The following is a 23,508-nucleotide window of genomic DNA, read 5'->3' on the forward strand; positions in this document are numbered from 1 at the left end:
ACGCTAAATGCTGAATCGAATTCTGAACAGGGGTGAGGCGAGCGTGAATCGCGCTGAGCCGGTCATCGGAAATCCCGTGGACATCGTTTCGTCGGGTGCTTGGGTGCCCCCGTCGTCTCCCGGTGGGACTCCTCAAGGCACGGTAACGATCGATTCCGACGCTGCCGAGATTGCAACGCCGCGCATTGGTCCTCAGGACCGCGATGCTGACGACTCGGTGGTCATCTCCACTGTTGACGCGCTTCCGCTCTTTACACGCAAGATGTATGACGACGATCTGGTCCAGATGCCGCCGTCCATGCGTCAATGTGTTTGTCCAGTGGAGGTGTCCCCGCCAAATGCTGAAGGTAAGAAGCGGGGCGAGTACGCCATCATTCTGACCAAGGACATGCGAAACGACGACTACGTCGAGGAGCTCGTTGCGCACTTGGCAGTCAAGTGGGACCTTGTTGCTGATGGCTATCACATTGCCTCTGATCAGGTACTGATTGATCTCGCACGCGACCGGGTGATGGAAAATCGTCGGCGCAAGTCTGCTGCTGTGTCGCTCGAGCAGAAGAACGCAAGCGCTCTTTACCGGCAGTTCGAACTGATGGGCGAGTTCTCGATTGCAAATGAGGCCTCGGACTTGCATATCGAAATGAACCGCCGGCAGGCGAAATCTCAGGTCTCGTTCCGAATCCACGGAAAGCTGGTGCAGCCGCCCGAGTTTTGGATCGACACGCATACGTTGCTGGACATGGTCGCGTACCTGTACAACAACAAGTCGCAGAATGGATCTCACAACTCGTACAACGAGAACATCCTGCAGCAGTGCCAACTGCAGTTGAAGATTCAAGGCCGTGAGGTTCTGTTCCGTTGGGCGTCAGGTCGGACCGCGCTCGGTAGCATCGTTGTGCTGCGCATGTTGTTCCAGGATGACATGCAAAGCATCAAGTCTCTCGAGGAGCTCGGCTACTTCGACCAGCAGATCCATATGTGGCGGAACGCAATCAGCCGTCACAAGGGCGGAATCACTGTCGCTGGAATCGTCGGCTCGGGGAAATCGACGACCATGCAGACCAACATGGCCGGTCTTCCCGCTACGATGGCCAAGTACACGGTTGAAGATCCGGTCGAGTACTTGATTCCTGGCGTACGCCAATTCAACGTGTCGCGTTCCCTGACTGATACGGAAGGCGATTCATTTATTGGCTGGAAGCGGCAGTTGAAGCGTATGGACCCCAGCGCAGTCCTTGTTGGTGAGTGTCGTGATTTGGAAAGCGCCTCGATGTTCCGTGACATTGTCGAATCCGGCCACCTTGGGTTCACTACGGTTCACGCTCCGTCACACATTGGCAGTATCGACCGCTTTTGTTCGTCGGAGTTGGGGATTCCCCGTGAAGTCATGGCGACCCCTGGGTTCATGAACTTGCTTGTTTACCAAGCACTCGTGCCGATCAACTGCGAGTGTTGTAAGGAATTCCCCGCAACTCGAGTTGCTAGCCCGGAGTATTTGCATCGCCTTGAACGCCTGTTTGAGATCGACGTTGACGGCATCTTCATAACGAATCTCCACGGGTGCGAAAAATGCCGCAAGCCAGGATTAACTGAACTCAATGGCATTGCCGGGCGTAAGGTGGTCGCCGAGATGCTTGAGCTCGATACCTACATGCTGGAGATGATCCGCGATCATCGGAACATCGATCTGATCAAGTACGTCAACAAGCAGCGCACAGCAGGTTTCAACGAGGAAGACTCGGTCGGTAAGTCGGCAATGGAAGTTGCTATGTATCGCTGCTCGCGAGGCGAAGTGTCGCCCTTTGAAATCGAAGAGAAGTTTGGCACCTTCGAGCAGTATGAGAGCGAGCAGCAGCGCTTTGGTCTGGGAAAATTCGCCGGTGCGCAAGAGCGGTTTGACTCCCTGCAGAGGAACTGGGGGGTTGTCGCATGAAAACCATGCTTGCTCGATTGCCATTTGGCAGAACGACCGCGACATCCGATCCGACAGCCGGTCGCGGTCTATATCTTGCAATACTCGACTTTAAACAGCGCCGGGGGGAGTTCTACGGGGATTTGGCTGGGATTATGGATGCCCAGCCTGGCCGGAACATCCGGGAATTGCTTGAGCCCTATGTTGAACGGTATGGCTCCTTGCCGGAAGGCAAGCTCGCGGCGTTTTGGCTTCAGCGAATGGACGAGGACGTTGCTACGTTCTCTGAAGCGCTCACCGGGACCGTCCCATCGGAAGACCTAACCGTTCTTTCCTTTGCCGAGCGAGCAGGTGATCTCAAGGTTGGTTTGAAGCAACTCTCAGAAAGCATTCTTGGAATGGAGGCCGCGAAGAAGGTCGCACGCACTGTTTTGATGACTGCAGTTGCAGCCATTGTGATCTTCCACGTCTTCCTTGGCGTTGAAGGTTTCGTGCTCATGCCGCGACTTTTGAGAACGATCGGGGGGATGATCCCACCCGAACAGTGGGGCCCAGTTGGCAAGTTATTCAACACAGTTGGCGAGTTTATTCGCAGCTGGGGCTGGGCAGTTCTCGCGCTCGAAGCGCTGGCAATATGGTGGGTCAAGTGGTCCTTCCCAAACTATGTCGGGAAACTCCGCCCGTGGCTCGACCGAAACTTTCTTCCCTATCAGTTCTACAGAGACTTTCGCGGGGCGTCATTCCTGTCTTCGCTCGGAGCGGCCACTACGAAAGTCGGGACCCAGGTGCAGACAGTTCCAGACGCTTTGGAAAAGATGGAGCCCGAAGCTTATCCCTGGCTGAGATGGCACATCAAGCAGATCCTCGACAACTTCGAGCAGGAGCCTAACGCGAAGGGCGAAGCGTTCAATACAGGAATAGTCAACGATCGAGCTTACTACCGGATCGTTGACTTGGCCTCGTACAACGATATGTCGACCATGCTTGGCAAGGTCGGTGAGATCGTTCGTACGACGGCGCCGGTCGAGATGCAGAAGAAGGCCACCACGCTCCGATACATCGTTGTTATTGGCGTCATTCTGCTGATGATGAGCTTCTACTTCGGAACGTTCAAGATGGGCGATGAGTTCAAACAGATCATCCAGTTGAACATGATGATGCGTGGCTCTTGAGCCGAAACGCATTCGATTTCCGTCCGAATGACCCCGCCGATAGGCTCTCTCTCGCTATTTCGGGTGCTTCTAGGACGTGTTTTACTGATTCCGAGGAAGAAGTGGCAATGGTTGAGTCGCGCCGAGTTCACGGATGTGGAGGCGCGAACGGTCGACGCTTCGTTCGTGGCGGTGGCGCACTTTCCTTCTATTACGTGCTGAGGAGCATCATGGATATTCGTTTTACTGAAGTGGAAAAGAGCGGCCTGGCGCAGCGGCCGCGCCGTCTGGGTTGGGCAAAGTCGTGTGCTCATCTGAAGGGCAACGGGCAGCGGGGCAGCGTGTTGGTCGAGTACGGCCTCTATTTGCTCGTGATTCTGATCGCCGTGGTCGGCTCGTACGCATATTTCAGTTCGAACAGCGTTGGCGAGCAAACCAATCTGCTCGGCAACGACCTGACTTCGTTGGCCGGCAAAGTGAAATCGACGTACGCAGGTCAGTACGCCAACGTTTCGAATGCATCCCTGGATACTGGTGGGTTCTTCAAGAACCTGGTTTCCATGCAGGACACCGCCGGCACCGTTACTGTTTCGCCTGGCGGCGGCCTGCTTACCGTTACGCCGGGCACCTTGAACATCGCGAACGACTCCGTGCAGTATCAAATCACCAACCTACCTGATTCGGCTTGTCAGCCGATCATCTCGGCAATCATGCGGTCAGCGTCGCAGATCTCCATCAACGGCACAGTGATCAAGTCGTCGACGGTGACGTTCAATCCGGCCAACATGACTTGCACGAACAACGCGAACAAGCTGGTGTATCTCATGACCTGATGCGGCCTGCGCAGGTCGAACATTTGGCAAAGGCGCCCGTGAGCGCCTTTTTTCTTGGCACTTCTATCGCCTATACTTCCTGATGGGAAGTTTTATGCGCTCGGAAGCAACGCGGACATCGTTAGGATCATCGAAACACAGGGGATGGCATTCTATGAATCAGACACTGGATTGGAAGGACGTGGTGGGGCGCCCCCCTATGTGGCGTGCAGGGGCGACGGCAACTGCGCGACGTGCTCGTCTGCGACAGAAGGGCAGCATGCTCATTGATACGGCGTTGGCGCTGACGATTGCCACCATGACGTTGGGAGGGCAGTTCGCCAACACCACCGAGGCAGTCGACGAGTCGCTTGCAAAGGCAACGGGGCAATGGGCTGTGGAGTTTCAGGGGGGGATTAACGGGTACTACAGTGACTATGGCCAGCAGATCATGGCCGGGCAATCTGTGCCAGGGGTTGCCAGCCCCTATAAACCCACCGTGCCCGAGCTGATCAATCTCGGATACCTGCCGTCCGGATTCGGCAGCGTGGCGCCCAACGGGCAGACCTTCACATCGTCAGTGTCGCAAGTTTGCGCTAGCGGAAATTGCTCGTTGGCCGGTTACGCAGTCTCGACTGCACCTTACACGGATGCAAGCGGGGCGGTGCGCAATGATTTGGCCGGCATCGCAATGCAGGCCGCTGGCGCGGATGCTGGGATGTCTACTCCTGGCAATGCGGGGAAGCTCATCGGGACAGGCAATGGGTGGCAGACTCCAATGTCGGGTGTGCCTGTGGGTACCCTGGCAATGCGTCTAGGCTCCTATTCCGCGACGGATGCTCGCCTAAGTCAGTTTTACAAGCTGGATGGGTCGAGGAAGCTGACCGGCCCCATGAATGCGAACGGAAACTCAATGAGTAACGTTTCCACCTTGGGTGCCACGGGCAACGTGACTACCTCAGGTGGTGCATTTGTGGCCAGCACGCCAGGCATTGGTGTCAAGATTGCAGGAACGCAGTTCTACGGCGACTCGAGCAACATTGCGCTTCGTGCTCCCGGCGGCACCTACATCCAGCATACAGATGGCTCTTGGGCGTCGATGAATTCTGGGACGATCAATGCCTACCAGGATTTGAACGTAGCGGGCAACTCTACGCACAGCGGCGTAACTTGGCTCAACGGTACGACCGTACACAATGGTTACACCTATTTGCAGGGGGGAGCGGTCGTGAACTCAGCCCTGGCAATGGCAGCGACCGCCTGGTCAGGTTATGGTTGCTCAGGGACGGGCATCACTACAGATCCGAACGGAAAGATTCTCTCTTGCCAAGGTGGCGTTTGGCAGTTGGCCTCAGGAATGGGACAGCCTTTCCAAGTGGCTGGCAGCGGAACTTGCGACTATAGTGCGGCAATCGCTCAGTGTCCCGCTGGGTCCAAGTTGGTCGGTGGAGGCTATGTTCTGACTTGGTACAACGGCGGTTCCTTCAGCCATGCCCCGGACGGTTCGTATCCAGACAGTGGCAACAACCGATGGGTCTTAAATGGTTCCGGCACCAATAGTTGTTTCGCAAGCTACGCGAGCTGCGTCTACTAAATGATCGAATGGGCTTGGCGGTGTCCTTACCGGCAAGCCCATTTTCTTTCCACGGTCAGCATGCACAAGTGCCGTACCGGAACCCACAGAATCACTAGCCCGCGCACTGGTGAGTTTGGAGTGCACGGTCGCCCCATTGTAGGCAACGATGCCGCAAGACGCCTTCAGCGCGACGTCACCTGTCCCCAGGAAGTAAGGATCTGCTGTATGGCACGGGCATACTTGTCCCGATGCTGAGGCGTCTCAGAATGGTAGGCGCCGATGGCTTCCCAAGTGTTACCGTACTTTGCCATCTTCGTCTTCAGCCGCCAGGCAGCAACATATATGTTGATGCATCGGTCCATAAGTGCTGAAGGCGTTATTCCCCATGTTGCAAGCTCGGGAAAGTGCACCGAGTTTATCTGCAATTCGCCGACGTCTACTGAGCCATTGGAATTCCTGTGGACAGCAGTCGGGTTCCCCTTCGATTCGTACCAGGCGATCGCCCTGAGTACATAGGGGTTCACTGATTGGTATGCACCGGCGTCGTCGAAGCAGTCTGCCTTGGCAGGCAGACTGCAGACGAGCAGGGCGATGACGAGGCAGCTCGCTAACCGAGACACGAAGTAGCTTCGGCGACTTTTAGCGGTCAATGCGCGTTCAAACATAGCTGTATCGCAAGGGCACTTGGCGTCGGCCACCTCCGGCCGGCGGGTCGATATCGCAGCTGTTCGCGAAACGGTCCAGCTTGAGGCTAGCAGTATCCAACTTGGCCAGCACGCGACCGAGGCGGATCAAAATCCAAGCGATCGCCGGCGGGAAATGTCGGCCGGCCACTGCTTCGGCGTAAGCGTCTTCCACAACGCCATCCTTTTCGACCAGGCTGTTCCCGAGCCCCTCCACTCGCAAGAAGAGTTCATAGAGCTCGTCACGGCCGTCCCCACGGCCGCGCAGTTGGGCCGGTACGCTTCGGCGGTCGAGTTGGGCGTGTTCGCACAGATATTCGTGAGTCATTTGATCCTCCTTGAGTTGCTCCACGCTTTCAAATTTACAGAAGCGCAACCCAAGTTCTAGCCCCCTTATTCAGGGATCCACATGTGTTCTGCCAGCGAAGCGTCAACGACATGTGAGTCTTCGGGCTCGCCGAGTTTCACCCCGGCCGTCTGCGCAACGCTCGAGGAGGGAACAGTCGCCTGTATCGAAGCGGAAGGGGGCGCTGCTCCAAGAATCAATGCGTCCGTCTGGGCTGCTGGTGCCGGCAGGGAAGAATGAATTGGCGCCACAGCAGCCGGCGCAAAGAGGGATGGCCCCCCCCTGAAGTTCAAGAGTTTCACGATATCGGCGACGGAACGCATCGGTCCGCAAAGCTCTTCCAGAGTGGCTCCGATCTCTGCAAGCCGAAGTACTTCTGCATTGAGATCGGATTCTTCGTCGAGATTCCCCAGATGTCGATTGACGGCGTGATGAGGCGGGACGGTCAACCTCATGCGGCGACCGGCTGAAGTACGTGCCATGGCTCCCCCTTATGCGGCAGCGCGTTGTCGGTCCATTGCGGCCCAGAACTCGCCGGCGTACTGAAAGCCGCGGACATTGCTGTACACAGGATCAGTATCAACGTGAATTTGGCTGTGGGTCTTGCCGAGTTCCTTCTTGACGTGGTCGACGAACAAGTGGGCTCCGCCTCCGGTAATGAGAATGTTGTCAATGTCCGAAAGGTTGCCGATCGACATGAGCATCTCATTGATGGCATCGGCGACGATTTGGTCAACAAGAGGCTTGAAGGGGCTGATGTCGATAGTCTTTCCGTTGATGGTCAACGGGCTCCCCGTACGAAGAGCATTGTCGATTCGAGACATAGTCCGGGGGTTCGACGTGAGGTCCGGGCCAATGTGATCCGCGACTGCGCTGATAACTGCCCAAACTGACTTTGGAGTCGCGCTGCATCGGCCGGTGAGCGGCTTTGCGCCCTCGGTGACGAACCAGTCAAGCGTGCCATAGCCAGGGTCAAGAACCAGATTGGTCTGCTGCGACATCGACTGGAGCAGCTTGCGCGGAACGGCGTAGTTGTAGAAGGCACCGCTCGGTTGGGGAAACACCTTCACCCGGCGGACGTCGACTTTGAGGACTTGGTCGTGTGCCACAGGATTTGGCACTTCATGCGTTCCCGTCAGTAGCTCCGTGAGCTCCTTCGAGTACCGGTCATAGGTCGTCAGAGGTAGGCCAACGACCATGTAGTCGATGGCGTTCAGCCGCATCTTCTGGAGTGCTCCGAGAAAGAGTGCGCGATATGCGCGCGAAGTCGAATATGCACTCGCCACCTCACGCTTATAGATACCTTTGGATTCGGCAAGAGCGTCTGCACCGACCGAATAGTTCTCGCCATCAACCTGAACAACAATTCGGTCCACCTTTGCCATCAACCCACCAGTGAAGTCCGATTGCGTAGCCCGAGGTGCGAGTGAGGGGAAAAGCCCGACTTTGACATCCATGTCGATGTCGAGTTGGGAAAGGGTGTGCTTGGTGTTGCCGTAGCCAACATCGATAGCGCGAACGATCGCAGGGGTGGACTTTGACATTTAAGGTTCTCCGCAAGAAGTACGGCAAGGATATGGTTCCTGTAACTTCCTGGCAAGAAGTTCTTGCGAATTGTGGCCAATTCGAGGCCACACAATGGCCAAGATGAGCCAGTAATGAGCTGCTCAAGGCCAATTTGGGGCCGTTATGCTCGCTGCTTTCCAGTGTTGGCAGGCATATGGGGCCACGCTTGGTCCGTCCAGAGGCCAAGTGGAGGACAAGTTCGGCCACGCGCTGTCGAGACTTGGTTGGATCTCCACTCAATCTCGTCTCTGTTCGGGGATTGCCCCGCTATTAGAGGAACGCGGCGAGGACAGGCGCTCTGGTTTTTATGAACGGTGTTACAAAGAGAGTGTCCCTGCATGCGGCAGGAAACACCGTAGGTAGAAAGGAATCGGAGGAATTTACAAACAGTAGAGCGGGGCTGAAGGGAAAATTCATTCTTGACAAGAAATGCGCGGCGCCATAATCTGCACGCCATCTACTGCGCCTCGGCGCGGTGATCGGCAGCTGGGCCGCATCTAGCCCCCGAACGCCTGCCAGAAGGCTGGCTTCGGATCAGGACGCGCAATGCGTTCGAACTTGTGGAAGATTGGAGCGCAGACCGCTCCGCCCGGAATCCGATGAGGATCGACCGGGCAAAAGGTATGAAGTGGATCCCTCAGGGATTCGTGCGGCTCGCCAAATCGGCGTAGACGTGGCAACGCCCGCCAACGGCATTTCAATACGTGACGATCCAAATCCGCGATGACCTCCTGCAGCGACAGCTGCCGGGTTGGTCCGGCATGCTTCGCGCTTAGAGCGCGGGTTCGGCATTCGTACACGCATAGAAATTTCCAAGGCACCCCACAACCCGCGAATAGGTGCTTCCGCTAGGAAGGTCTAGTCGGTTGGGTTTCGCAATATGAAATCGGTGCACACCACCGATGAAAAAGCTGTGTGAGCGCTCCTATAGGGAGCCAGCCGCCAGCCTCCCGTCCTACACGGGGGGGCTACTGGCGCGAAGCGCGCGATGTGCTTCTTGTTTCCGATGACTCTCATTCCGCTGGACGCGGCTTCGTGCTAACCGCATGGAAGTCGACCTACCCGTTTGCGAGCGCCCATTGAGGCGTGTCGTGGGCGGGTCTGGTATCTGGCAACTTGCTCGAACCCGTCACGGTTCGGTGGCCGCAAGGGATGGAATGGGAGGAGAGAGATTCGTTCAGGAGGCGCTGGAGTGCGCCAAATGACAATCCGAGGGTGTCGCCACCTCCAACAAACGCGACTTAGGCTCCTCTCTTTGACACAAGAGAGGATGGCGCACCAGCGCAATTGCATAGCCAAGGGATTGGTTATGTAGTTCCGAGAGTTTCTAACGTACGGCCCTGCCAACCCCTGTCGCTACGGAAGCGACCAAGCAATTCCTGTAGGAACGCGGTGCAAGCAATAGACAGCCGGCCTCATGCTCGGAGGGATTGATGCGTCAAAGCGTCGATTCCTGCGGGGATGAGACCGGGGAGTGGAATTCGATGGCATCTGGGCTATGGAGCCTGGACGGTTGAAAGAAACACAAAGCGTGGTCAGTGCTACCACGGAGCCAAGCGATGGATGATTTTTTCGAAGGGACTGGGACGGGGCGAAATCCAAGCCGGAAGGGGACGGAAGGCATGTACTCGACCTCGTGGAACTGGAAGAAGCAGCTTACCGATCTGATCAAGAAGCCAGAGAACCTCCGGACTGTCCGGGGAGATCGGCGCGCATCGGATCGTACCCAGGAAGCACGTTCGAAGATTCTCTTTCTGGGTTTCGAGGAACTGAAGCTGCTCGGATTCCGCTTTGAGACTATCCACAGCTTCCGGAAGAAGCACATGCAGGCGCTCGTGAAGAAATGGTTGGATGAGGGGAAGTCCGCATCAACCATTCAGAACCGTCTGACGGCATTCCGTATTTTCGCTTCCTGGATTGGCAAGGCCGACATGATTGGGCCCACCGAGGATTTCGTGAAGGATGACCCGGATGCTGCCAAGCGCACGCTCTCTGCGCAGGTGGACAAGAGCTGGTCCGGCAACGGCGTGGACATCGACGGAAAGCTCGCTCAGATCCGGGCGGCCGACGAACGCGCGGGGCTCATGCTCCTGGCGGGACGAACCTGGGGTCTGCGTCGGCTCGAGATGGTGTGTATTCGTCCGTACGCCACGATCGATCAGGGCGGCGTGACGAACATCCTCGCATTCAGCGATGTCAACGTGACTCGGGACGAATTGAAGGCGGCCATCGCGGCGAGTGGCACTGGCCTTCCGATCAAGAAGGGTACGAAGGGCGGGCGGTATCGCGTGCTTCCCCTGGATACGCCTGAGAAGCTGGCCGTGCTCAAGGAACTCCAGTCGGTGGTCCGCGACCGTGATGGTCACCTCGGCTGGCCGGGGAAATCCCTGCAGGCCAATGCCAATCACCTGTCGTACCTGGCTCGGAAGTTCGGTCTGACCAAGGCGGACCTCGGCGTCACGCTTCATGGACTGCGCCACGAGGTGGCCAACAACGAGTTCGAGCACCTTTCTGGCGTAAAGAGTGCGATCCGAGGCGGCAACAGTCCTTTGCGTGGGGAGACCCGGGTTGCTGCCCAGCTGGTGGCCCGGCTACTTGGCCACTCACGGGTCAACATCATCAGCGCGTATTGCGGAACGGTGGTGAATATGGGCGAGGTTCACAAGAATCGCGCGGTCGCTGAGTTGGACGCCCTGCAGCCTCACATCGAGGCGATGTCGGCGGCGCTTGATCAACACGGCTTCATCAGTCTGTACATGGTCGGCACCAGGGCGATGGGCAGGCGGCGTCCGCAGGACACGACCGTTCCGTACGAGTTTGTGACATTCGGGGAGATGGGCCAGCCGACGCCGCCGCTTCAGGCGGATCTGGAGGCGATCCTCAAGTCGCGGGTGCACGTTCGCGTGATGGCCGATACGCCGTTGGAGACGAGTGCCACCTACCTGGACAACATGCTCGTGGTGATTGACGGTGGTTCGCCCGGTTCCGGCAAGGAAGATGCAGAGGGTGAGCTTGATGTCGCATGAAGGCCGTACAGCTACGCGGCGGCAGTGCATTCGCGCGCAGGATCCCAGCGGAGAGTGGTGGTGCCAACTGGCGGGCGCGCGTCCGTGGGCGAATGAATCGGCCGTCACGCGCGGCTGGCGGACCTGCCGAGCCTGGGTCTTCAACGGCAATCAGGTCTGCCAACCGACCAGTCGGTGTCGCCTAAGAGGTGAGCGCAGTGCAAATTCCCGTTTGGAAGCTGTGGGATGCAGGCTTGCTGCTGGTGGAGGGCGTGAATATGGCAACCTTTAACCGGCATCGCCAGCGGTTTCCTGTCGGGAGGAGACTGCCATGAGATCTGAGATTGACGATGCCGGCGAGACGATTCCCTACGCCCACAAGCACCGCTCCAATGATGCCGAGGTGAATGAGGGGAAGGCGGTCTGCCTGGCTGACTTCTGGCCAGAGCCTGATTGGAAGCTGTGGATCGATGAAGGGCGACCGTGCGAGGTCGTGGCCAAACTGGCGGTCCTCTATTCAGGATTTGCCAGCCGCCCTAAATCGGGCATGAAAGAGTGCAGTGCTCGCGACTGGCAGATTGCCTTCGAGCGGGCTGCTCCCCTCATCCGAGATCTCTTCGAGCGTGCTCGGACTGTTGCAGACGTGGAACGCATGCCGAATGATCTCGCCTGCGCGGCAGGATTCGAACTTCCCAACCTGCCTAACCTCTCCTTGCGTGATCGGGGCGTCCAGGTATTCCTTGCGCTGGGCCGGGGATCGCGGCGATTGCGCGGGCCATTCAACCTGACGTTGCGCCAATTGGCTCTCGCAACCTGGCTGCCGGATCTCGGATGGCCTGAAAACGCCCACGCCTTCGATTCGGCCATCGTCCCCGTGAAACTCACAGACGGCACCTGGGCCGTCGGGCGGGTGGAGGGGAACCGCTACACATTGCTCGCCGAGAAAATCCTGACCAGAGCAGAGGCATTGGAGTCAGCCCGTCAACACATTGCGAAAGGCACAAGCGCGGTCGGTGCCGGCAGGGCCGCTCGAGCGCGGGAGATTGAACGGGTTGGCGCAGACCACCGGAAAGGGCGAGACGTCACGCCAGAAGAGTTGATGGGCGTGTTTGGCTTCCGCGGCATCCAGTTTGGGGAATCCTTGGGACAGGCCGAGCGGCAACTGTGGGTCAACGAGCTCTATGACGCTTTGCACGATCTGGCCGCCTTTCTCGGCTTGAAGCCACGTTGGATCGGGCTCAAGGGGCTGGCGCTGGCCGTAGGGGCGCGCGGCGTCGGGCGGGCGCTTGCCCATTACGAGCCCGGGCTGCGTTGCTTCAATTACACCCGCAAGCGCGGTGCCGGCTCGGTGGCGCACGAATGGTGGCATGCCTTAGATGCCTATCTCGTCCAGTGGGTCAACCCTTCCTACTTCAGGCTTGCAGATGGTTACCTGTCATTGCACGATTGGGCCTTCCCAGCCGCATCACACCCATCGGCGCCTAAGTTGCTCCCAGCGTTGCGAGAGATCTTGAGCTTCACCGGAAGGACAGGGCAGGCGTCCGAGTTCCTCCGAGACGCTTGGAAGATTGCGGGAATGCCACGCCAGGGTGAGTACTGGTATCAGCGCCACGAGATGATTGCCCGGGCGTTCGAGGCGTATGTCCAGGATGGCTTGGCCGCACGAGGCCAAATCAGCCCCTACCTAGTATTGGGCACATCCCAACAGGAAATGGCTGAAGAGGATGCGGACCTTCGGGCGTACCCAGTGGGTGAGGAGCGGCTTGCACTCAATGGGTATTTCGACGCGATCTTTGCGGCGCTTCGAGGTATTGCTCCAGCTGGCGGCGCTTGAGTAAGGCGTCATCTGCACCGCGCCTTGCCATTCGGAGCGCTTGACAGATTCCTTTATGGAACAGGACGCGCAAGGTAACCAGGTTTACTGGGAACGGCGGAACGACTGTCGGAGACGCAACGGCAAATTCCTATCGGGAGTGCAGGGCGGTTGCGGCAGCACCGTGGGCGTCGAGCGCATGGTTGTGACTCATCAGCGGAACTGGATCTGCTGCGCGCCGTCGATATATTGGGTAGCTCGAGCACGTACGGCTGACATGAACGAGAGGATCTATGCCTGAAGCCATCTGTGAATCAGCAACCCAGCCTGATGCCGGTCCTGCGGCGCACTTCGATCCGGCGGCCATCGTGGAAGCCGTGAACACTGCAAACGACCGCTTTGGCGCGTCCGTGATCTTCAATCTGCTGCTTGACGAACGAGATGTCTCCGGCCGCAGCCTGGAACACATCAAGCGGGCTCTGGGCGACGGCGCCGATGAGCTCATTCACAACTATCAGGCGGCACGGTCCGCTTTGACCGACAAGATGAAGGAACGGGTGAGGGCAGGACGCGATGCAGCCGGTGCACAGTTGAATGCGATGCTCAGTGCGGCAGGGATTTCGATTTCCGGTGAGCCACAGTTGCTGGCCACGCGGCGTGGCGGGTTGATTCAGGCCCGAGTGGTCAGCGTCAGTTCTGCCCGCCTAGTGGAGGATGGGTCCATCTGGGGCTTCCTGCGGCTTGAGACCTCGCGCCATTCCTATGAGGAAAAGGAATTCACCTTCTCGGAAGGGAAGCTCTTGGTTCGCGATGAGCCTGATCTCGTCTGACACGACCGACTGCGTTGGACGAAAGCCGATCAGCGGCAATACGGGCACGCGCCTGAGAAGGGAGATGAACATGCAGTACGAGCACATTCCATACGAGGCGTTTGGCGAGGGCGGTGAGTACACGCGCGCCGCACGTGAGATTGGCGAATTGCCATGGGAGATGCGGGCCCAGGCGCTCAAGGACGCCACATCGGAGATATCGGGGTTGATCGGCCAGCAGGCGGCGCGGGTGATCTCAAGTGGAACGCCGGCCTACCTGGCCTTCGACATGCGGCCAGAGGAGGCAAACCGGCATGCGCATGCGGACATCCTCCTAAAGTTGGGTACCCACATTCCGCTCAGCTACTGCAGTAAAGGGGGCAAAGCGACCGTGCCAAAGCCGAGCGCCGCGCAGCAAAAGATCATCAATCGGGTCAACGCCGGCGAATCCGTGGTCTTCGACTCGAAGAGCGGGCGTTTTGTGATGCACAGCATAGGCAAGACTTCCCAGGTCGACCAGCGGACCATCGACGCGATGCTGAGAGCGGGCATGTTGGAGAAAGACAATCTGGGCCGGTGCAAGCTCAACAATGTGTTCGGTCAAAGTGATCCGGCCGCGTAGCCACGTGTCGACCCCAGATGGCGGGGCGTTTGTGGCCGCAGCGGTCATCCGTACGAATTCCATTTATCCAGGGAGCAACCTTTGACAAACCGTCACAGCACCAATGGCCGATTCCGGATCAATGAGGAGCAGCTGTCGTACGCCACCGGCCCATTTGCGTACGAGTTCGTGCCAAGCCGCGCGATCGGCAAGTGGCGTCTGCACGATGCCAAGGACAACGCCGTCGGCAGCGCCGAAGACGAGGCTGCGGCCGTTCAGGCGGTGCGTGTGCTGAATGGCGACACGCTTCACTGAACACCGGTTCTGTCCATAGCAACGAAGTCCCGCAGCAACCGCTGTGGATTCAATCCCGAACGGAAGGAGAATGAAGTGCACGAAATGCTTGAAGACATCCGCCTCTTCTGGAGAACCGAAAGGACGGCGGCGCTCCTCCTCTTTGCGAGCATCCTTGGCTTGCTCCTCGCCGGCACCGCGGGCGTTACATTCTTGCTGGACGGCAATATCCTCGCGTTCGCCGTGAGCGTTTTTGCGTTCCTCATCTTCGCGCTTCCGGTGTTTGTCCTGAGCACCGTGAACTTTGCGTCGGCACAATGGGATCGGCGCCAAGCGAAGAGTCGCAGCGGATCCAAGCGTTCCTGCGAAATCCGTTAAGGAAATTGAGGCGTGAGGATGCGGCGGGCAACCGGAGTCTCCATCAACCGGGCCTTACCCGGGCAGTGGTCGTGACCTGCACCACGCAGGCGCCCACGGATGTCGCCAAGTGGTTAGGTGGATCTGGCCGGAGACACGCAGCGACGATGGGAGGCGATCCCGGTACCGGCCCGACATCCCCGCCCATCCAGAGGAAATGTGAGTGATCCGGAATAACGTGTGGAGGCATTCATGAACACCCCTCAGAGCCCCAGCATTGCGAGCGCCGAAGCGAGGCGTTGCGCCACGTGCGGGGCTACGTCCGCAGAGGAGGCCTGGAACATCTGCAATGCCACTAGTGAGGCAGTTTGCTATGGCCTAACCCTCTTCCCGCTGGACATCCAGATCGGCCGAATCGAGTGCGGAGCAGTCACAGTCGATAGTTCCGACGGCATGCCCGATTCCACACGACTCTCCAAATAGTTGAAATGTGTAACTTGCGTTGCCGGTTTTGCCGACTGGGTGCCATTTCTAGGTATGGGCAGCGTGCCCAATCTAGGAGATGGTCATGAATCGAATTGAACAGGGTGTGAGCTGGAAGGACCGTATGAAAGACGTCAAGCGCTGGGCCAACGTCGAGCGAATCGCTCGCAATGCCACCATCACGCTCATCGCGATCTCGGCCGCGTTCGTGGTAGGGCAGTTCACCGCGGCATCGGCAATGTCTTCTGAGTTCGTGGAGGGAAGGCTAAACGCGTGGGCTTCAGGCGATCCACACAAGGCCCAAGCCGTTGCGGACTTTCGGCAGTGTCAGCTTGCCGGGCCGGCGGTCAGCTTGGCGGGATGCATCGAGCAGGTCGCTCCTGGCGAATTGGGGAAAGCGCTGTCGGACCAGGTACATCAGGTCCAGGCGACTGCCGCGCGCGGCACGCCGGCGCCACTAAACTGGTTCTTGAACTGAACCGAACGGAATGAAGATGCCCAACCGCCGAAAAGTCGAAGGCCAAGATGTTGCCCTCATCGTGATGGGGGTGATTTTTGCTGCAGCTGCGTATCTCCTTGGTACGAGTTACCTATTCCAGATAGGCGCAGACGGTTCATTCCTCATGTACCGGGCTGCACAGCTTGGGCTGGTCCCAGACAAATGGGCGAAGGGGCATTTGCTTGATGTCGTCTATTTCAAGCAAATCTCAGATGGAACCTGGGAATATCGGGTTCCAAGGAAACTCATCGGATACGCCTACGTGCCTGGCGTAGTCGCAAAGCAGACATCCAAGGATCTAGGAGCGCTTTGCAATACGCCGGATCCGAACGGGAATCGGGGCTGCCAACGAGCTCGTTTCATCGAAAAGCCCTGACCTCTTTTGCTGCCCGCACGGCCCAACTGATTTCCGCCGGCGGCTGTCGGCTGATTCGGAAATCCGGATTGGAACGCGGTACCGGAGTACCCGGTAATCGGACGCACCTCGATCCGAACTCGTCTCGGAAGCCGGTCTAGGCCGAAACGCAGGCCACTCTTGAAATCCGCGTGCCCAAGTGTAAAAGAGGGGTGCGTGCTCGGGAGTTAGCCCAGCGGTATCGCTATTCGTGGGTCTCCAGGGCTCTGGACCGGCTGGAATGCCCCATTGGTTAAGTATCCAGAACGTTTGCCGATATAGCGTTGTTGAAGGCGCGGAGTCTGTTGCTTCGCGGCGGTGCCGTCAGGGCGCCAATATTAGAGATTCACATATGCTGAAAATCATTGCGATAACGAGTGCTTTCTTTGCCGTTATGACCGTCCTTGCAGGACTTGTCCTGGGGGGCTGGAATAAGCTTGCTTGGACGATTTGCGCCGTCGCATTGGTGCTTGCCATCGGAAATGCCGTGAACATCGCCGGGGCTCCAGACTGGGTCCGTTATCTCATCGTCTTCCTCGTGCTCGTCGCAACCTTCTACGTTTGTATCGGCGGACCCGGCACGTTGCATGTCGATTCGCCTCGGAAAACCCGCCCAAATTGGCCTTGGGAGTGACGCGTTGATGCCACGGATCATCACAGACGCCGCGGGCAACGTTGTTGTCATCCAGGGGCAAGTCGGTCAGGTTGTCAAAGGCGACCAAACCGGTTCCGTCCGGATCGAAATGCGCGGGAATGGCAAAGGCATGACTGTCACGACGCTTCCGGATGCCGCTATCGAGCGGGCGCGGGGATATTTCAGTGCCGTCGCCGCGCTGCTCCGGCTGGAGGGTGGCGTTACGCCGGCGGTGCGGACCCTGTTTGCGGCGGGCGGTGATCCAACCAAAGCCGAATCTGACGATGTGACGCTGTTCCGCGAGCACGGCTTACTCGACTGACTGCTGACAAATGCAAACCTACATTCTCATCATGATCGCCATCAGCTCCATGACTGGCCAGGTCGAAGCAATCCATTCCACCGAGTTTTCCGGCAAGCCCACCTGCGAGGCAGCGGCAAAGCAGCTTGCGAAAGACGGTGTACTGAAGACAACTTGCGTCCCCAAATGAGCTGAGGACGCGGAACACATGACCATGTCATCGACGATGAACATCACCTTCACTGCCGGCCTGCCTGATGATCATGGGCAGTACTTGTTCTGGCTGTGGGACGACACTGTGGTCGAAGCCGCGTTGCATCGCGACGACGAGCTTGGCCAGGTCATTACGTACTACAACCTCGCCATTCCTGAGCGACCGGAACGAATCGTGCATCGCGCCGAGACGGGAAAGGTGAAGGGCTGGGCTAATCTGAAGCAGCGCAGCGTGCGCTGATTCAAGGGGGGTACGGTGAACAATTCCAGCGCAAACACTGCTCGAAGCCGAGCTACATCCCCAGGGGCGATTCTGCTATCGCTTCTTGTGCTGGGCCTTGTCATATGGGGTATCGCCGACAGGCTGAGCGCCTTGTCCGACTGGGTGTCGAGCAACAAGATCCGGGAACGCGAGGAAGCGCTCCTGACTGGAAAGGCCGTGGATGATTCGACGGTTGTCCTAACCACGCTCAAAGACGCGACCGGCGTTCGCCAGGTGTATTACAAGTTCGGTCACAGCGAATACGCGAAAGCGCTTCGTGACGCGGGCATCGGATGCCGGTTCTATACGCCCGGGGGCACAGCCTACTCGTTCGCGCAGTACAAGACGACAGACCCCATTCCGTTCGACAAAGTGCCGACCGGGGTGTGGGTGAAAGGCACCTGCGATATCGACCAGGTTGGCGGCGTCGACCTCGCCCGCATTCAAAAGTAGACAACTGCACACTGGGGAGGAGTCAATATGCGCAATGCAAACGTGACCGTTTATCAGACAGCACGCTCGACGCTATGGGGAAAACTCGGCTGGATTCTTTGTGGAATCGTGGCCGCGGTGTGTCTGGTTGGAGTGGCGACCAACTATCACAAGCTCCTGCAGGAAACGACGTCCCGAGGTGCGCCGTGTGTCGATGGCGACTACAAGGCGCCGAGCGATGCGAAAACGCTGCGGGGACTAGTCGAACACTATGCCGGCATGTGCTCCTATAAGGTTGTCTGGAACACGAAGGTCGACCACGTCGTGGACCCGAACGTATTCAACGCCGCCGGCGTCCTTTACGGAACGCGGGATTTCGCGGGCGCGGTACAGAACACGTTGGTCAAGTCGGTGGAAATGGGGCTCTATCGGATGCCCCACCTCGTTGCCTGCTTTGACGAGAAGGCAAAGACAATCACGGTGATCGAGTACGAAACGATGAGCTCGTATAAGCACTGCGCACTGGCCCCAATGGGCTGGTGACAGTTAGGTCGCCTGCGGGCTGTGCCTATACGGCGTCTGTGAGTTCGACGAAAGCCATGTCGATGCCACGGGAGAGCGGTCAGAACGGGGCCATAAGGAATCGAGAAATGAATCAGCGTAGCAAGTCGAAACGTATCGGGTGGTGGTTCTTCGTCGCCTGGACCGTACTCAGTGGACTGGTCGTTGGTTGGGGTACACCGCTGTTTGCGGTGCCAACCATGGGGCAAATCGTGCTGTTACTCGAGCTGACAGCCTTCGGGTTTGTCGCGGCGTTCGGTGTGACCCTGCTCGTCGAGATTTGGTCGCCACTGATTCTCGGGCATCGCCGGGATGAATGACGGGGTCCGCGGCCGCTGATGTTGCGTAAACGCGGACGTTCCAGAGCATAAGGTGAGCCGAGCTTATTGGCTCAAACTTCGATCAATCGAGGAACCCCATGTCGAAACCACCGCTTAATCCTCCCATCCCACCGGATGAGTCAGAGCCTCTTAAGAAGGGCCTCCTGAAAGGGCGCCTTGAGCGAAATCTTGATAATGAGAAGAAGCGTTGCTACGTCACACAAGAGAAGGAAAGGTGCGACGGAAGCGTGCGGCTTCAAGGCGGTGCAGTGTGCTCACTGTGCGGTAAGAAAGGAAAGGTGTGATGCCTGGAGAATCCCGAAAGGAAACCTCTTCCAAGGGAAAAGCATGACCCCGAAATCGCTCTTTGTGCGTGGCTACGAGATTCCCCTTGCCACTTGGTCCAACCGATGCTTCTACGGGCTGTGGCTCTTCGCCCCAACCTTTGCGCTCGTGCTTTCGATCTACTTTGCCCGCTCTGCTGTTTCAGCCAGCTTGGCGTGGTTTTTGATTGCTATCGGCATTTTTCACATCCGAAACGTTGTCGTCCGCAAGGAGGTGGACGAAGGGCTGCACGATAGTCTCTATGGACCACACCTTATGCGAATGCGGCAACGGGAGTTCGACGAACGGTTGCCGTGGTTCAGAAAGGCTTTGTTTTCTGCGGTGGCGATGGTGGTCGTAGCCGGTGTAGTGCTACATATCGTTGGCATTGACGTCGTGTCATCGCTGGCGGCATTTCATGCGTCCTTGGTCACCAAGAACTAGGTAGAGTTTTGGCAATGATCGGCGAATACGGCAGCACCAAGACCTGCGAAAACTGCACGAGCTGGCGCAGGCTTGAGCCCTTTGAGCACATAGAGAAGGGCACCATCGAGCGAGGCGCCTGCGGGCGATTCCAACTGAGCCCGCACGAATTGGCTCCGGATGAGATTGCGAAGCCGGCCGATCCTGGGCGGCATGACTACGTGATCGGTGGGATGGTGATAACCGGCCCGCAGTTTGGCTGCATCCACTACTCCCGGAAGGCCTAGGAAAGATCGGAGATTCCTGTGTTGCATCTGCTTTCGTTCGTCGTCCTTGTCATCTTCGCCATTGGCTGCGCTGCCTATATCTGGCTAGACCAGGCTTATGGCTCGCCTAAGCCCTCTGAAAGGGGTATCACGCTCATGCTATTTGCATGGCTCTTTGCCGGGATGGTGAAGCCCGAAATTCCGGCTATCGTCTGGAGCTGGTGGAGCCAGGTACTGCCAGAGACCGGAACAACCCTTCACCTGGTGACGACTGGGCTGCTAACACTTTTGTCTTGGCTCGCCATGATGCTAGGAGTCATTGGTGTGGGGGCGAGCATTTCCTACGGCTGGTTGCACTGGCGCAGGAATCCTCGTCAAGTCATGTAAATAGGAAAACCCAACTTGGCGAGAACTGCGCCCCGCACCCGGCCGGACGCCGGCAGACACTAAAATGGAAGAACAAATGTTGAAGTCGAGTCTTGTGTTAGCCGTTTTGGTCGCGTTGGCAGGTGCTGCTCATGCCGCGTCAACGTGCAGCCCGGAGGGGGATTTCGCGCGCTACCTTGATAACGAGGTCAAGCAGGAACACATCAGCATCAAGAACGATAAGGCTGTGCTGCGTACATTTGAAGCGAGCCATCGCTTGGCAAGCGTTTCCGACAAGGATCTTCGCCTACTGACGGAAGAGCATGCGACCGTGAAATTCGATGGCGACGGCAAGAACGGTGTTCGGAGTTTCGACCTCGTGAGCGAGAAAGGTGACCGGCTGTACATGATGGCAATCGATTGCAACGCCAAGACCAACTTCGAGGGGAAGGCGGCCCAGTACATCGAGAACCCGAGCGTTGGCGCTTGGGTACGCGTTCGCAATGCACAGATGTGACGCCTCGGAAAAGTCCATGAGTACACGCTTCCCGATCAAATCTGTCTTTGAATCTTCGACCGATGCCACAACGCCAGTGCCTTCGCAGCCGATGGCGGGCGCCAAGTTCGATCGGGATTCGCGTGTGGTCGCATTTGCCGTTACGGCCGGCGTGCTGTTCATGCTCGCGTGCTTCTACGTGGTGCTTTACCTCGGCTATAGCAGGAGCATCGTCACGTTCGCGAGTCCACTCGGGGTTGCGCTTCCGTGCGCCGTTTACTTGTCGCTCACCTCGCGGATGAATGGCGAAACGCGACGATCGCAAGCAAGCGCAATAGCGCTGGGCATTTTCGGCGGGTACGTAGGCGGCCAGGTCCTCGTCGCAATCTTCGTTCTAGCCTGGAACCTGGTCGGCTCGGCATAGGCCTGCGGAACGCCAAACGAACAACCTCTTAGGAACACAACATGGCAGCTAAGAAAAATGCGGCACTCACCTTCGGGCTCCTGGTGATTCTTGTCTTGTGTACGCTGAAGATCCCAGGTAATGGATTGACGGCCGTGGCCATGCAGGCGGCAGCTGGCGTCGTCGCGTATCTCTTCATGATGAACTTCTGCACCTTCCTTGGAAGCGTCTTTGTCGGCACGAAAGATGCCAATAGCGACAAAGCCGACGGTGCGGTAGATGGATCCTTTGGTCACCAAATCCACGGCGAGAGCCGCTAAGGAATCCACTATGGAAAAAGTAATCGGCTGCAGAACTTGGCTGTTTGCCTGCGCGTCGCTTGCGATCTGGCTGATGGCCATGCACTTCGTGTACGTGACGGTGGGCAGGGCGGCGATTGGTCCATGGTCGGCCCTGGGCGCTTTGACTGTGCCCGCGATTTGGTTTCTTGCGCGCCGAGTGTTGTTTTGGCATCGCCGTAGGGGGCATGGCCATGAACGAGCGTAAACGCCGAATCCTCGAGCGTGCGGCAAACGCTGCTGAAGTCCTCATCTTTCTCAGTGCGGTCATCACTGGCTGGTTGGTCTTTTTCGGCCAAGATGAGATGCTCGGCTTCTTCCTTTTCCCATCGTTCCTGTACTGTTTTGTTGGCGCTCTGTATGTAGTGCTATCGCGGCTAGCCATGACCATTCTGCGATCTCGCTATCCACACCATTAGGACGGATCTGCGGGCAAGCCGTCGCCGGCAGGCCCGCCTGGAAAGAAGCGTGAAGCGCGCGGAAGATCACGCTGTCACCCCTTGGGGCATTCAGCTGCTGGGGAACGCGAGGAATTCATCCGACCACTGAGGCAAAGCCGCTAACCGAGCAGCGGCCATCTCCTGGGAGCGGCCTGCGCGCGATCCGGATCAGCGCAGTGATTCCATTCCGTTCCGGGCACGCCCGAAATGGACACGCCCGTCCATCTTGAAGCGTGCTTCCGCGCGCGATCGGGTCCGCCGAACGCTGGCGAATATCCGGCCAACATGTCCTTCAAAGCCACCTTTGCCGGCAAAGCCTGCGCGCCCCATGCGATCGGGTTTGCCATGCGCATAGACCTGGTGACTTACCACATTGCTAGAGGGGGAAACGGCGCCACGGACCGCGCGTCAGGCCATCAATCGCGGCTGTATCATTTGGCATAGAAGAATCGGGTTCAACCTTGGGGAGGCGGCATGGCACGTGGGCAACCGAAAGTCGTTGTGGACGTGAAGGACATCGGCGGTGGTGAGCTTCAGTACACCGACACGGAAGGGAAGTCGCACACTTACTATCCGAACCGCCGCATCTGGTTGGAAGCGCAGACGCTCGAACTGCTGACTTTCCTGAGGGAGCCTCAGGAACAGGGTGATCTGCCGCAGCTGGTAACGCGCGTCCGAGGTACCGCGGTGCTCGAGGACTATTCGATCTCGGTGGTCGGCGACCCCACCTCGAAAGTCCGAAAACTGTCCATTGTTCTTGGAGCCGAGGAACCGCGCGCAACTCGTGAGGCGCCCGAACCCGGGCCCGACGGGTTCGAGTTTGGCCAGTTGGGTCGCGCGATGCTGGGCTTTAACAGAGGCGATTGGGAGATCGGGAACAGCGACGAATGGTGGGTCGAATGCTACTTGCCGAAGCCATTCATTGAGAACCTTGTCGCGGAAGTCCGTAACGGCGAGATCCACGATATGCAGTTGAGTCTCTCATTGCGTGGGCTCTATACAACCGAGCACACCATGGCGCCGGTGTCGTCGCGAGGCCATCTGTTCATCCGACCCAACAAGCGGGATAACACGATTGATCTCCCGGAGCTGGCCACCGGCTCAGTGCAATCGATTCACTTTGCATCGTCTAGCAGAGATCTGCGTAAGGCCGATGCGAATCAGGCAGAAGCGGGCCCCACGGCCGCGCTGCAGAGCGCAGATGACAGCCTTTTGAATGAGGACGTTGCCCCGGCCGCCGGCGCGGGGAATGATCCTGTGGCGACGGCCATCGATCATCTCATCGCGAGCCTGGACAAAATTCACGGCATCGTGAAGTGGGTAGGCCCTTGCATTGCGATCGCGTTGGCGATCATGGCCTTCAGGTAGGCAGCGGCTCCGCCGAGGGCATGTGCTCGCGTCGGCGGCCGACTGCCGCTATTCTCGGTT

31 protein-coding genes are annotated in these 23,508 nt (G+C 58.1%); 27 read left to right on the forward strand and 4 right to left on the reverse strand.

The window, feature by feature from the left end:
* Positions 1–76: 76 nt before the first annotated feature.
* From BG83_RS0125620 to BG83_RS0125635, 4 genes are all read left to right on the forward strand, one after another.
* Positions 77–1,933 carry a GspE/PulE family protein gene (locus BG83_RS0125620; RefSeq protein WP_235193283.1) on the forward strand — a complete coding sequence of 619 codons (1,857 nt, stop codon included), beginning with the start codon at positions 77–79 and terminating at the stop codon, positions 1,931–1,933.
* Positions 1,930–3,084 (forward strand): hypothetical protein, encoded by a 1,155-nt coding sequence (locus BG83_RS0125625; RefSeq protein ID WP_024979433.1) that lies wholly within the window; start codon positions 1,930–1,932, stop codon positions 3,082–3,084. The genes BG83_RS0125620 and BG83_RS0125625 overlap by 4 nt, the downstream gene beginning before the upstream one ends.
* Positions 3,085–3,191: 107 nt before the next feature.
* Positions 3,192–3,896 (forward strand): type 4 pilus major pilin, encoded by a 705-nt coding sequence (locus tag BG83_RS0125630; protein ID WP_235193284.1) that lies wholly within the window; start codon positions 3,192–3,194, stop codon positions 3,894–3,896.
* Positions 3,897–4,155: 259 nt separating this feature from the next.
* Positions 4,156–5,469: a hypothetical protein gene (locus BG83_RS0125635; RefSeq protein ID WP_231973557.1), complete on the forward strand. Its 1,314-nt coding sequence runs from the start codon at positions 4,156–4,158 to the stop codon at positions 5,467–5,469.
* Between the two features lie 164 nt (positions 5,470–5,633).
* Here BG83_RS0125635 and BG83_RS0125640 read toward each other — a convergent pair whose 3' ends face one another.
* The 4 genes from BG83_RS0125640 to BG83_RS0125655 form a co-directional block, all read right to left on the reverse strand.
* Positions 5,634–6,116: a lytic transglycosylase domain-containing protein gene (locus tag BG83_RS0125640; RefSeq protein ID WP_024979436.1), complete on the reverse strand. Its 483-nt coding sequence runs from the start codon at positions 6,114–6,116 to the stop codon at positions 5,634–5,636.
* Positions 6,109–6,462, reverse strand: coding sequence for a hypothetical protein (locus BG83_RS29090; protein ID WP_080693746.1), 354 nt, complete (start codon positions 6,460–6,462; stop codon positions 6,109–6,111). Before BG83_RS29090 ends, BG83_RS0125640 begins: the two co-directional genes overlap by 8 nt.
* Positions 6,463–6,527: 65 nt before the next feature.
* Complete coding sequence (locus BG83_RS29095; RefSeq protein ID WP_080693747.1) at positions 6,528–6,962, reverse strand: hypothetical protein; 435 nt, start codon at positions 6,960–6,962, stop codon at positions 6,528–6,530.
* A gap of 9 nt (positions 6,963–6,971) precedes the next feature.
* A complete protein-coding gene (locus BG83_RS0125655; protein WP_024979439.1) occupies positions 6,972–8,024 on the reverse strand; it encodes a PRTRC system protein D in 1,053 nt (350 codons plus the stop codon).
* A gap of 1,644 nt (positions 8,025–9,668) precedes the next feature.
* Between BG83_RS0125655 and BG83_RS0125660 the strand changes: the two genes are divergently transcribed.
* From BG83_RS0125660 to BG83_RS0125775, 23 genes are all read left to right on the forward strand, one after another.
* Positions 9,669–11,072 carry a phage integrase N-terminal domain-containing protein gene (locus BG83_RS0125660; protein ID WP_231973555.1) on the forward strand — a complete coding sequence of 468 codons (1,404 nt, stop codon included), beginning with the start codon at positions 9,669–9,671 and terminating at the stop codon, positions 11,070–11,072.
* Between the two features lie 310 nt (positions 11,073–11,382).
* On the forward strand, positions 11,383–12,885 hold the full coding sequence (locus BG83_RS0125665) for an LPD1 domain-containing protein (RefSeq protein ID WP_024979441.1): 1,503 nt from the start codon (positions 11,383–11,385) through the stop codon (positions 12,883–12,885).
* A gap of 272 nt (positions 12,886–13,157) precedes the next feature.
* A complete protein-coding gene (locus BG83_RS0125670; RefSeq protein WP_024979442.1) occupies positions 13,158–13,694 on the forward strand; it encodes a hypothetical protein in 537 nt (178 codons plus the stop codon).
* A gap of 70 nt (positions 13,695–13,764) precedes the next feature.
* Positions 13,765–14,295, forward strand: coding sequence for a hypothetical protein (locus BG83_RS0125675; RefSeq protein ID WP_152543761.1), 531 nt, complete (start codon positions 13,765–13,767; stop codon positions 14,293–14,295).
* 81 nt (positions 14,296–14,376) lie between these two features.
* Entirely contained in the window at positions 14,377–14,589 is a 213-nt protein-coding gene (locus BG83_RS0125680; protein WP_024979444.1) for a hypothetical protein, read from the forward strand.
* An 84-nt stretch (positions 14,590–14,673) separates the two neighbouring features.
* Positions 14,674–14,946, forward strand: a complete 273-nt coding sequence (locus tag BG83_RS0125685; protein ID WP_024979445.1) for a hypothetical protein — start codon at positions 14,674–14,676, stop codon at positions 14,944–14,946.
* A 547-nt stretch (positions 14,947–15,493) separates the two neighbouring features.
* Complete coding sequence (locus tag BG83_RS0125690; RefSeq protein ID WP_024979446.1) at positions 15,494–15,886, forward strand: hypothetical protein; 393 nt, start codon at positions 15,494–15,496, stop codon at positions 15,884–15,886.
* A 10-nt stretch (positions 15,887–15,896) separates the two neighbouring features.
* Complete coding sequence (locus BG83_RS0125695) at positions 15,897–16,283, forward strand: hypothetical protein (RefSeq protein WP_024979447.1); 387 nt, start codon at positions 15,897–15,899, stop codon at positions 16,281–16,283.
* A 370-nt stretch (positions 16,284–16,653) separates the two neighbouring features.
* Entirely contained in the window at positions 16,654–16,935 is a 282-nt protein-coding gene (locus BG83_RS28135) for a hypothetical protein (RefSeq protein ID WP_048935417.1), read from the forward strand.
* Positions 16,889–17,257 carry a hypothetical protein gene (locus BG83_RS0125705; protein ID WP_231973553.1) on the forward strand — a complete coding sequence of 123 codons (369 nt, stop codon included), beginning with the start codon at positions 16,889–16,891 and terminating at the stop codon, positions 17,255–17,257. The genes BG83_RS28135 and BG83_RS0125705 overlap by 47 nt, the downstream gene beginning before the upstream one ends.
* A gap of 10 nt (positions 17,258–17,267) precedes the next feature.
* Positions 17,268–17,426 carry a hypothetical protein gene (locus tag BG83_RS29760; RefSeq protein ID WP_197495080.1) on the forward strand — a complete coding sequence of 53 codons (159 nt, stop codon included), beginning with the start codon at positions 17,268–17,270 and terminating at the stop codon, positions 17,424–17,426.
* A gap of 18 nt (positions 17,427–17,444) precedes the next feature.
* Entirely contained in the window at positions 17,445–17,690 is a 246-nt protein-coding gene (locus BG83_RS0125715; protein ID WP_231973551.1) for a hypothetical protein, read from the forward strand.
* 132 nt (positions 17,691–17,822) lie between these two features.
* On the forward strand, positions 17,823–18,164 hold the full coding sequence (locus tag BG83_RS0125720; RefSeq protein WP_231973550.1) for a hypothetical protein: 342 nt from the start codon (positions 17,823–17,825) through the stop codon (positions 18,162–18,164).
* A gap of 27 nt (positions 18,165–18,191) precedes the next feature.
* Positions 18,192–18,686 (forward strand): hypothetical protein, encoded by a 495-nt coding sequence (locus tag BG83_RS0125725; protein ID WP_024979452.1) that lies wholly within the window; start codon positions 18,192–18,194, stop codon positions 18,684–18,686.
* Positions 18,687–18,793: 107 nt separating this feature from the next.
* Complete coding sequence (locus BG83_RS0125730) at positions 18,794–19,024, forward strand: hypothetical protein (RefSeq protein WP_024979453.1); 231 nt, start codon at positions 18,794–18,796, stop codon at positions 19,022–19,024.
* Between the two features lie 348 nt (positions 19,025–19,372).
* On the forward strand, positions 19,373–19,792 hold the full coding sequence (locus BG83_RS0125735) for a hypothetical protein (protein WP_024979454.1): 420 nt from the start codon (positions 19,373–19,375) through the stop codon (positions 19,790–19,792).
* A gap of 14 nt (positions 19,793–19,806) precedes the next feature.
* Complete coding sequence (locus BG83_RS0125740) at positions 19,807–20,058, forward strand: hypothetical protein (protein ID WP_024979455.1); 252 nt, start codon at positions 19,807–19,809, stop codon at positions 20,056–20,058.
* Between the two features lie 18 nt (positions 20,059–20,076).
* Positions 20,077–20,424 carry a hypothetical protein gene (locus BG83_RS0125745; RefSeq protein ID WP_024979456.1) on the forward strand — a complete coding sequence of 116 codons (348 nt, stop codon included), beginning with the start codon at positions 20,077–20,079 and terminating at the stop codon, positions 20,422–20,424.
* Between the two features lie 64 nt (positions 20,425–20,488).
* Positions 20,489–20,920, forward strand: a complete 432-nt coding sequence (locus tag BG83_RS0125750; RefSeq protein ID WP_024979457.1) for a hypothetical protein — start codon at positions 20,489–20,491, stop codon at positions 20,918–20,920.
* Between the two features lie 16 nt (positions 20,921–20,936).
* Positions 20,937–21,323 carry a hypothetical protein gene (locus BG83_RS0125755; RefSeq protein ID WP_024979458.1) on the forward strand — a complete coding sequence of 129 codons (387 nt, stop codon included), beginning with the start codon at positions 20,937–20,939 and terminating at the stop codon, positions 21,321–21,323.
* A gap of 41 nt (positions 21,324–21,364) precedes the next feature.
* Positions 21,365–21,622: a hypothetical protein gene (locus BG83_RS0125760; protein WP_024979459.1), complete on the forward strand. Its 258-nt coding sequence runs from the start codon at positions 21,365–21,367 to the stop codon at positions 21,620–21,622.
* A gap of 212 nt (positions 21,623–21,834) precedes the next feature.
* Complete coding sequence (locus BG83_RS0125765) at positions 21,835–22,059, forward strand: hypothetical protein (protein WP_024979460.1); 225 nt, start codon at positions 21,835–21,837, stop codon at positions 22,057–22,059.
* Between the two features lie 495 nt (positions 22,060–22,554).
* Entirely contained in the window at positions 22,555–23,448 is an 894-nt protein-coding gene (locus tag BG83_RS0125775) for a hypothetical protein (RefSeq protein WP_024979462.1), read from the forward strand.
* Positions 23,449–23,508: the final 60 nt, after the last annotated feature.

This window comes from Ralstonia pickettii, assembly GCF_000607165.1.
GTDB lineage: Bacteria > Pseudomonadota > Gammaproteobacteria > Burkholderiales > Burkholderiaceae > Ralstonia > Ralstonia holmesii.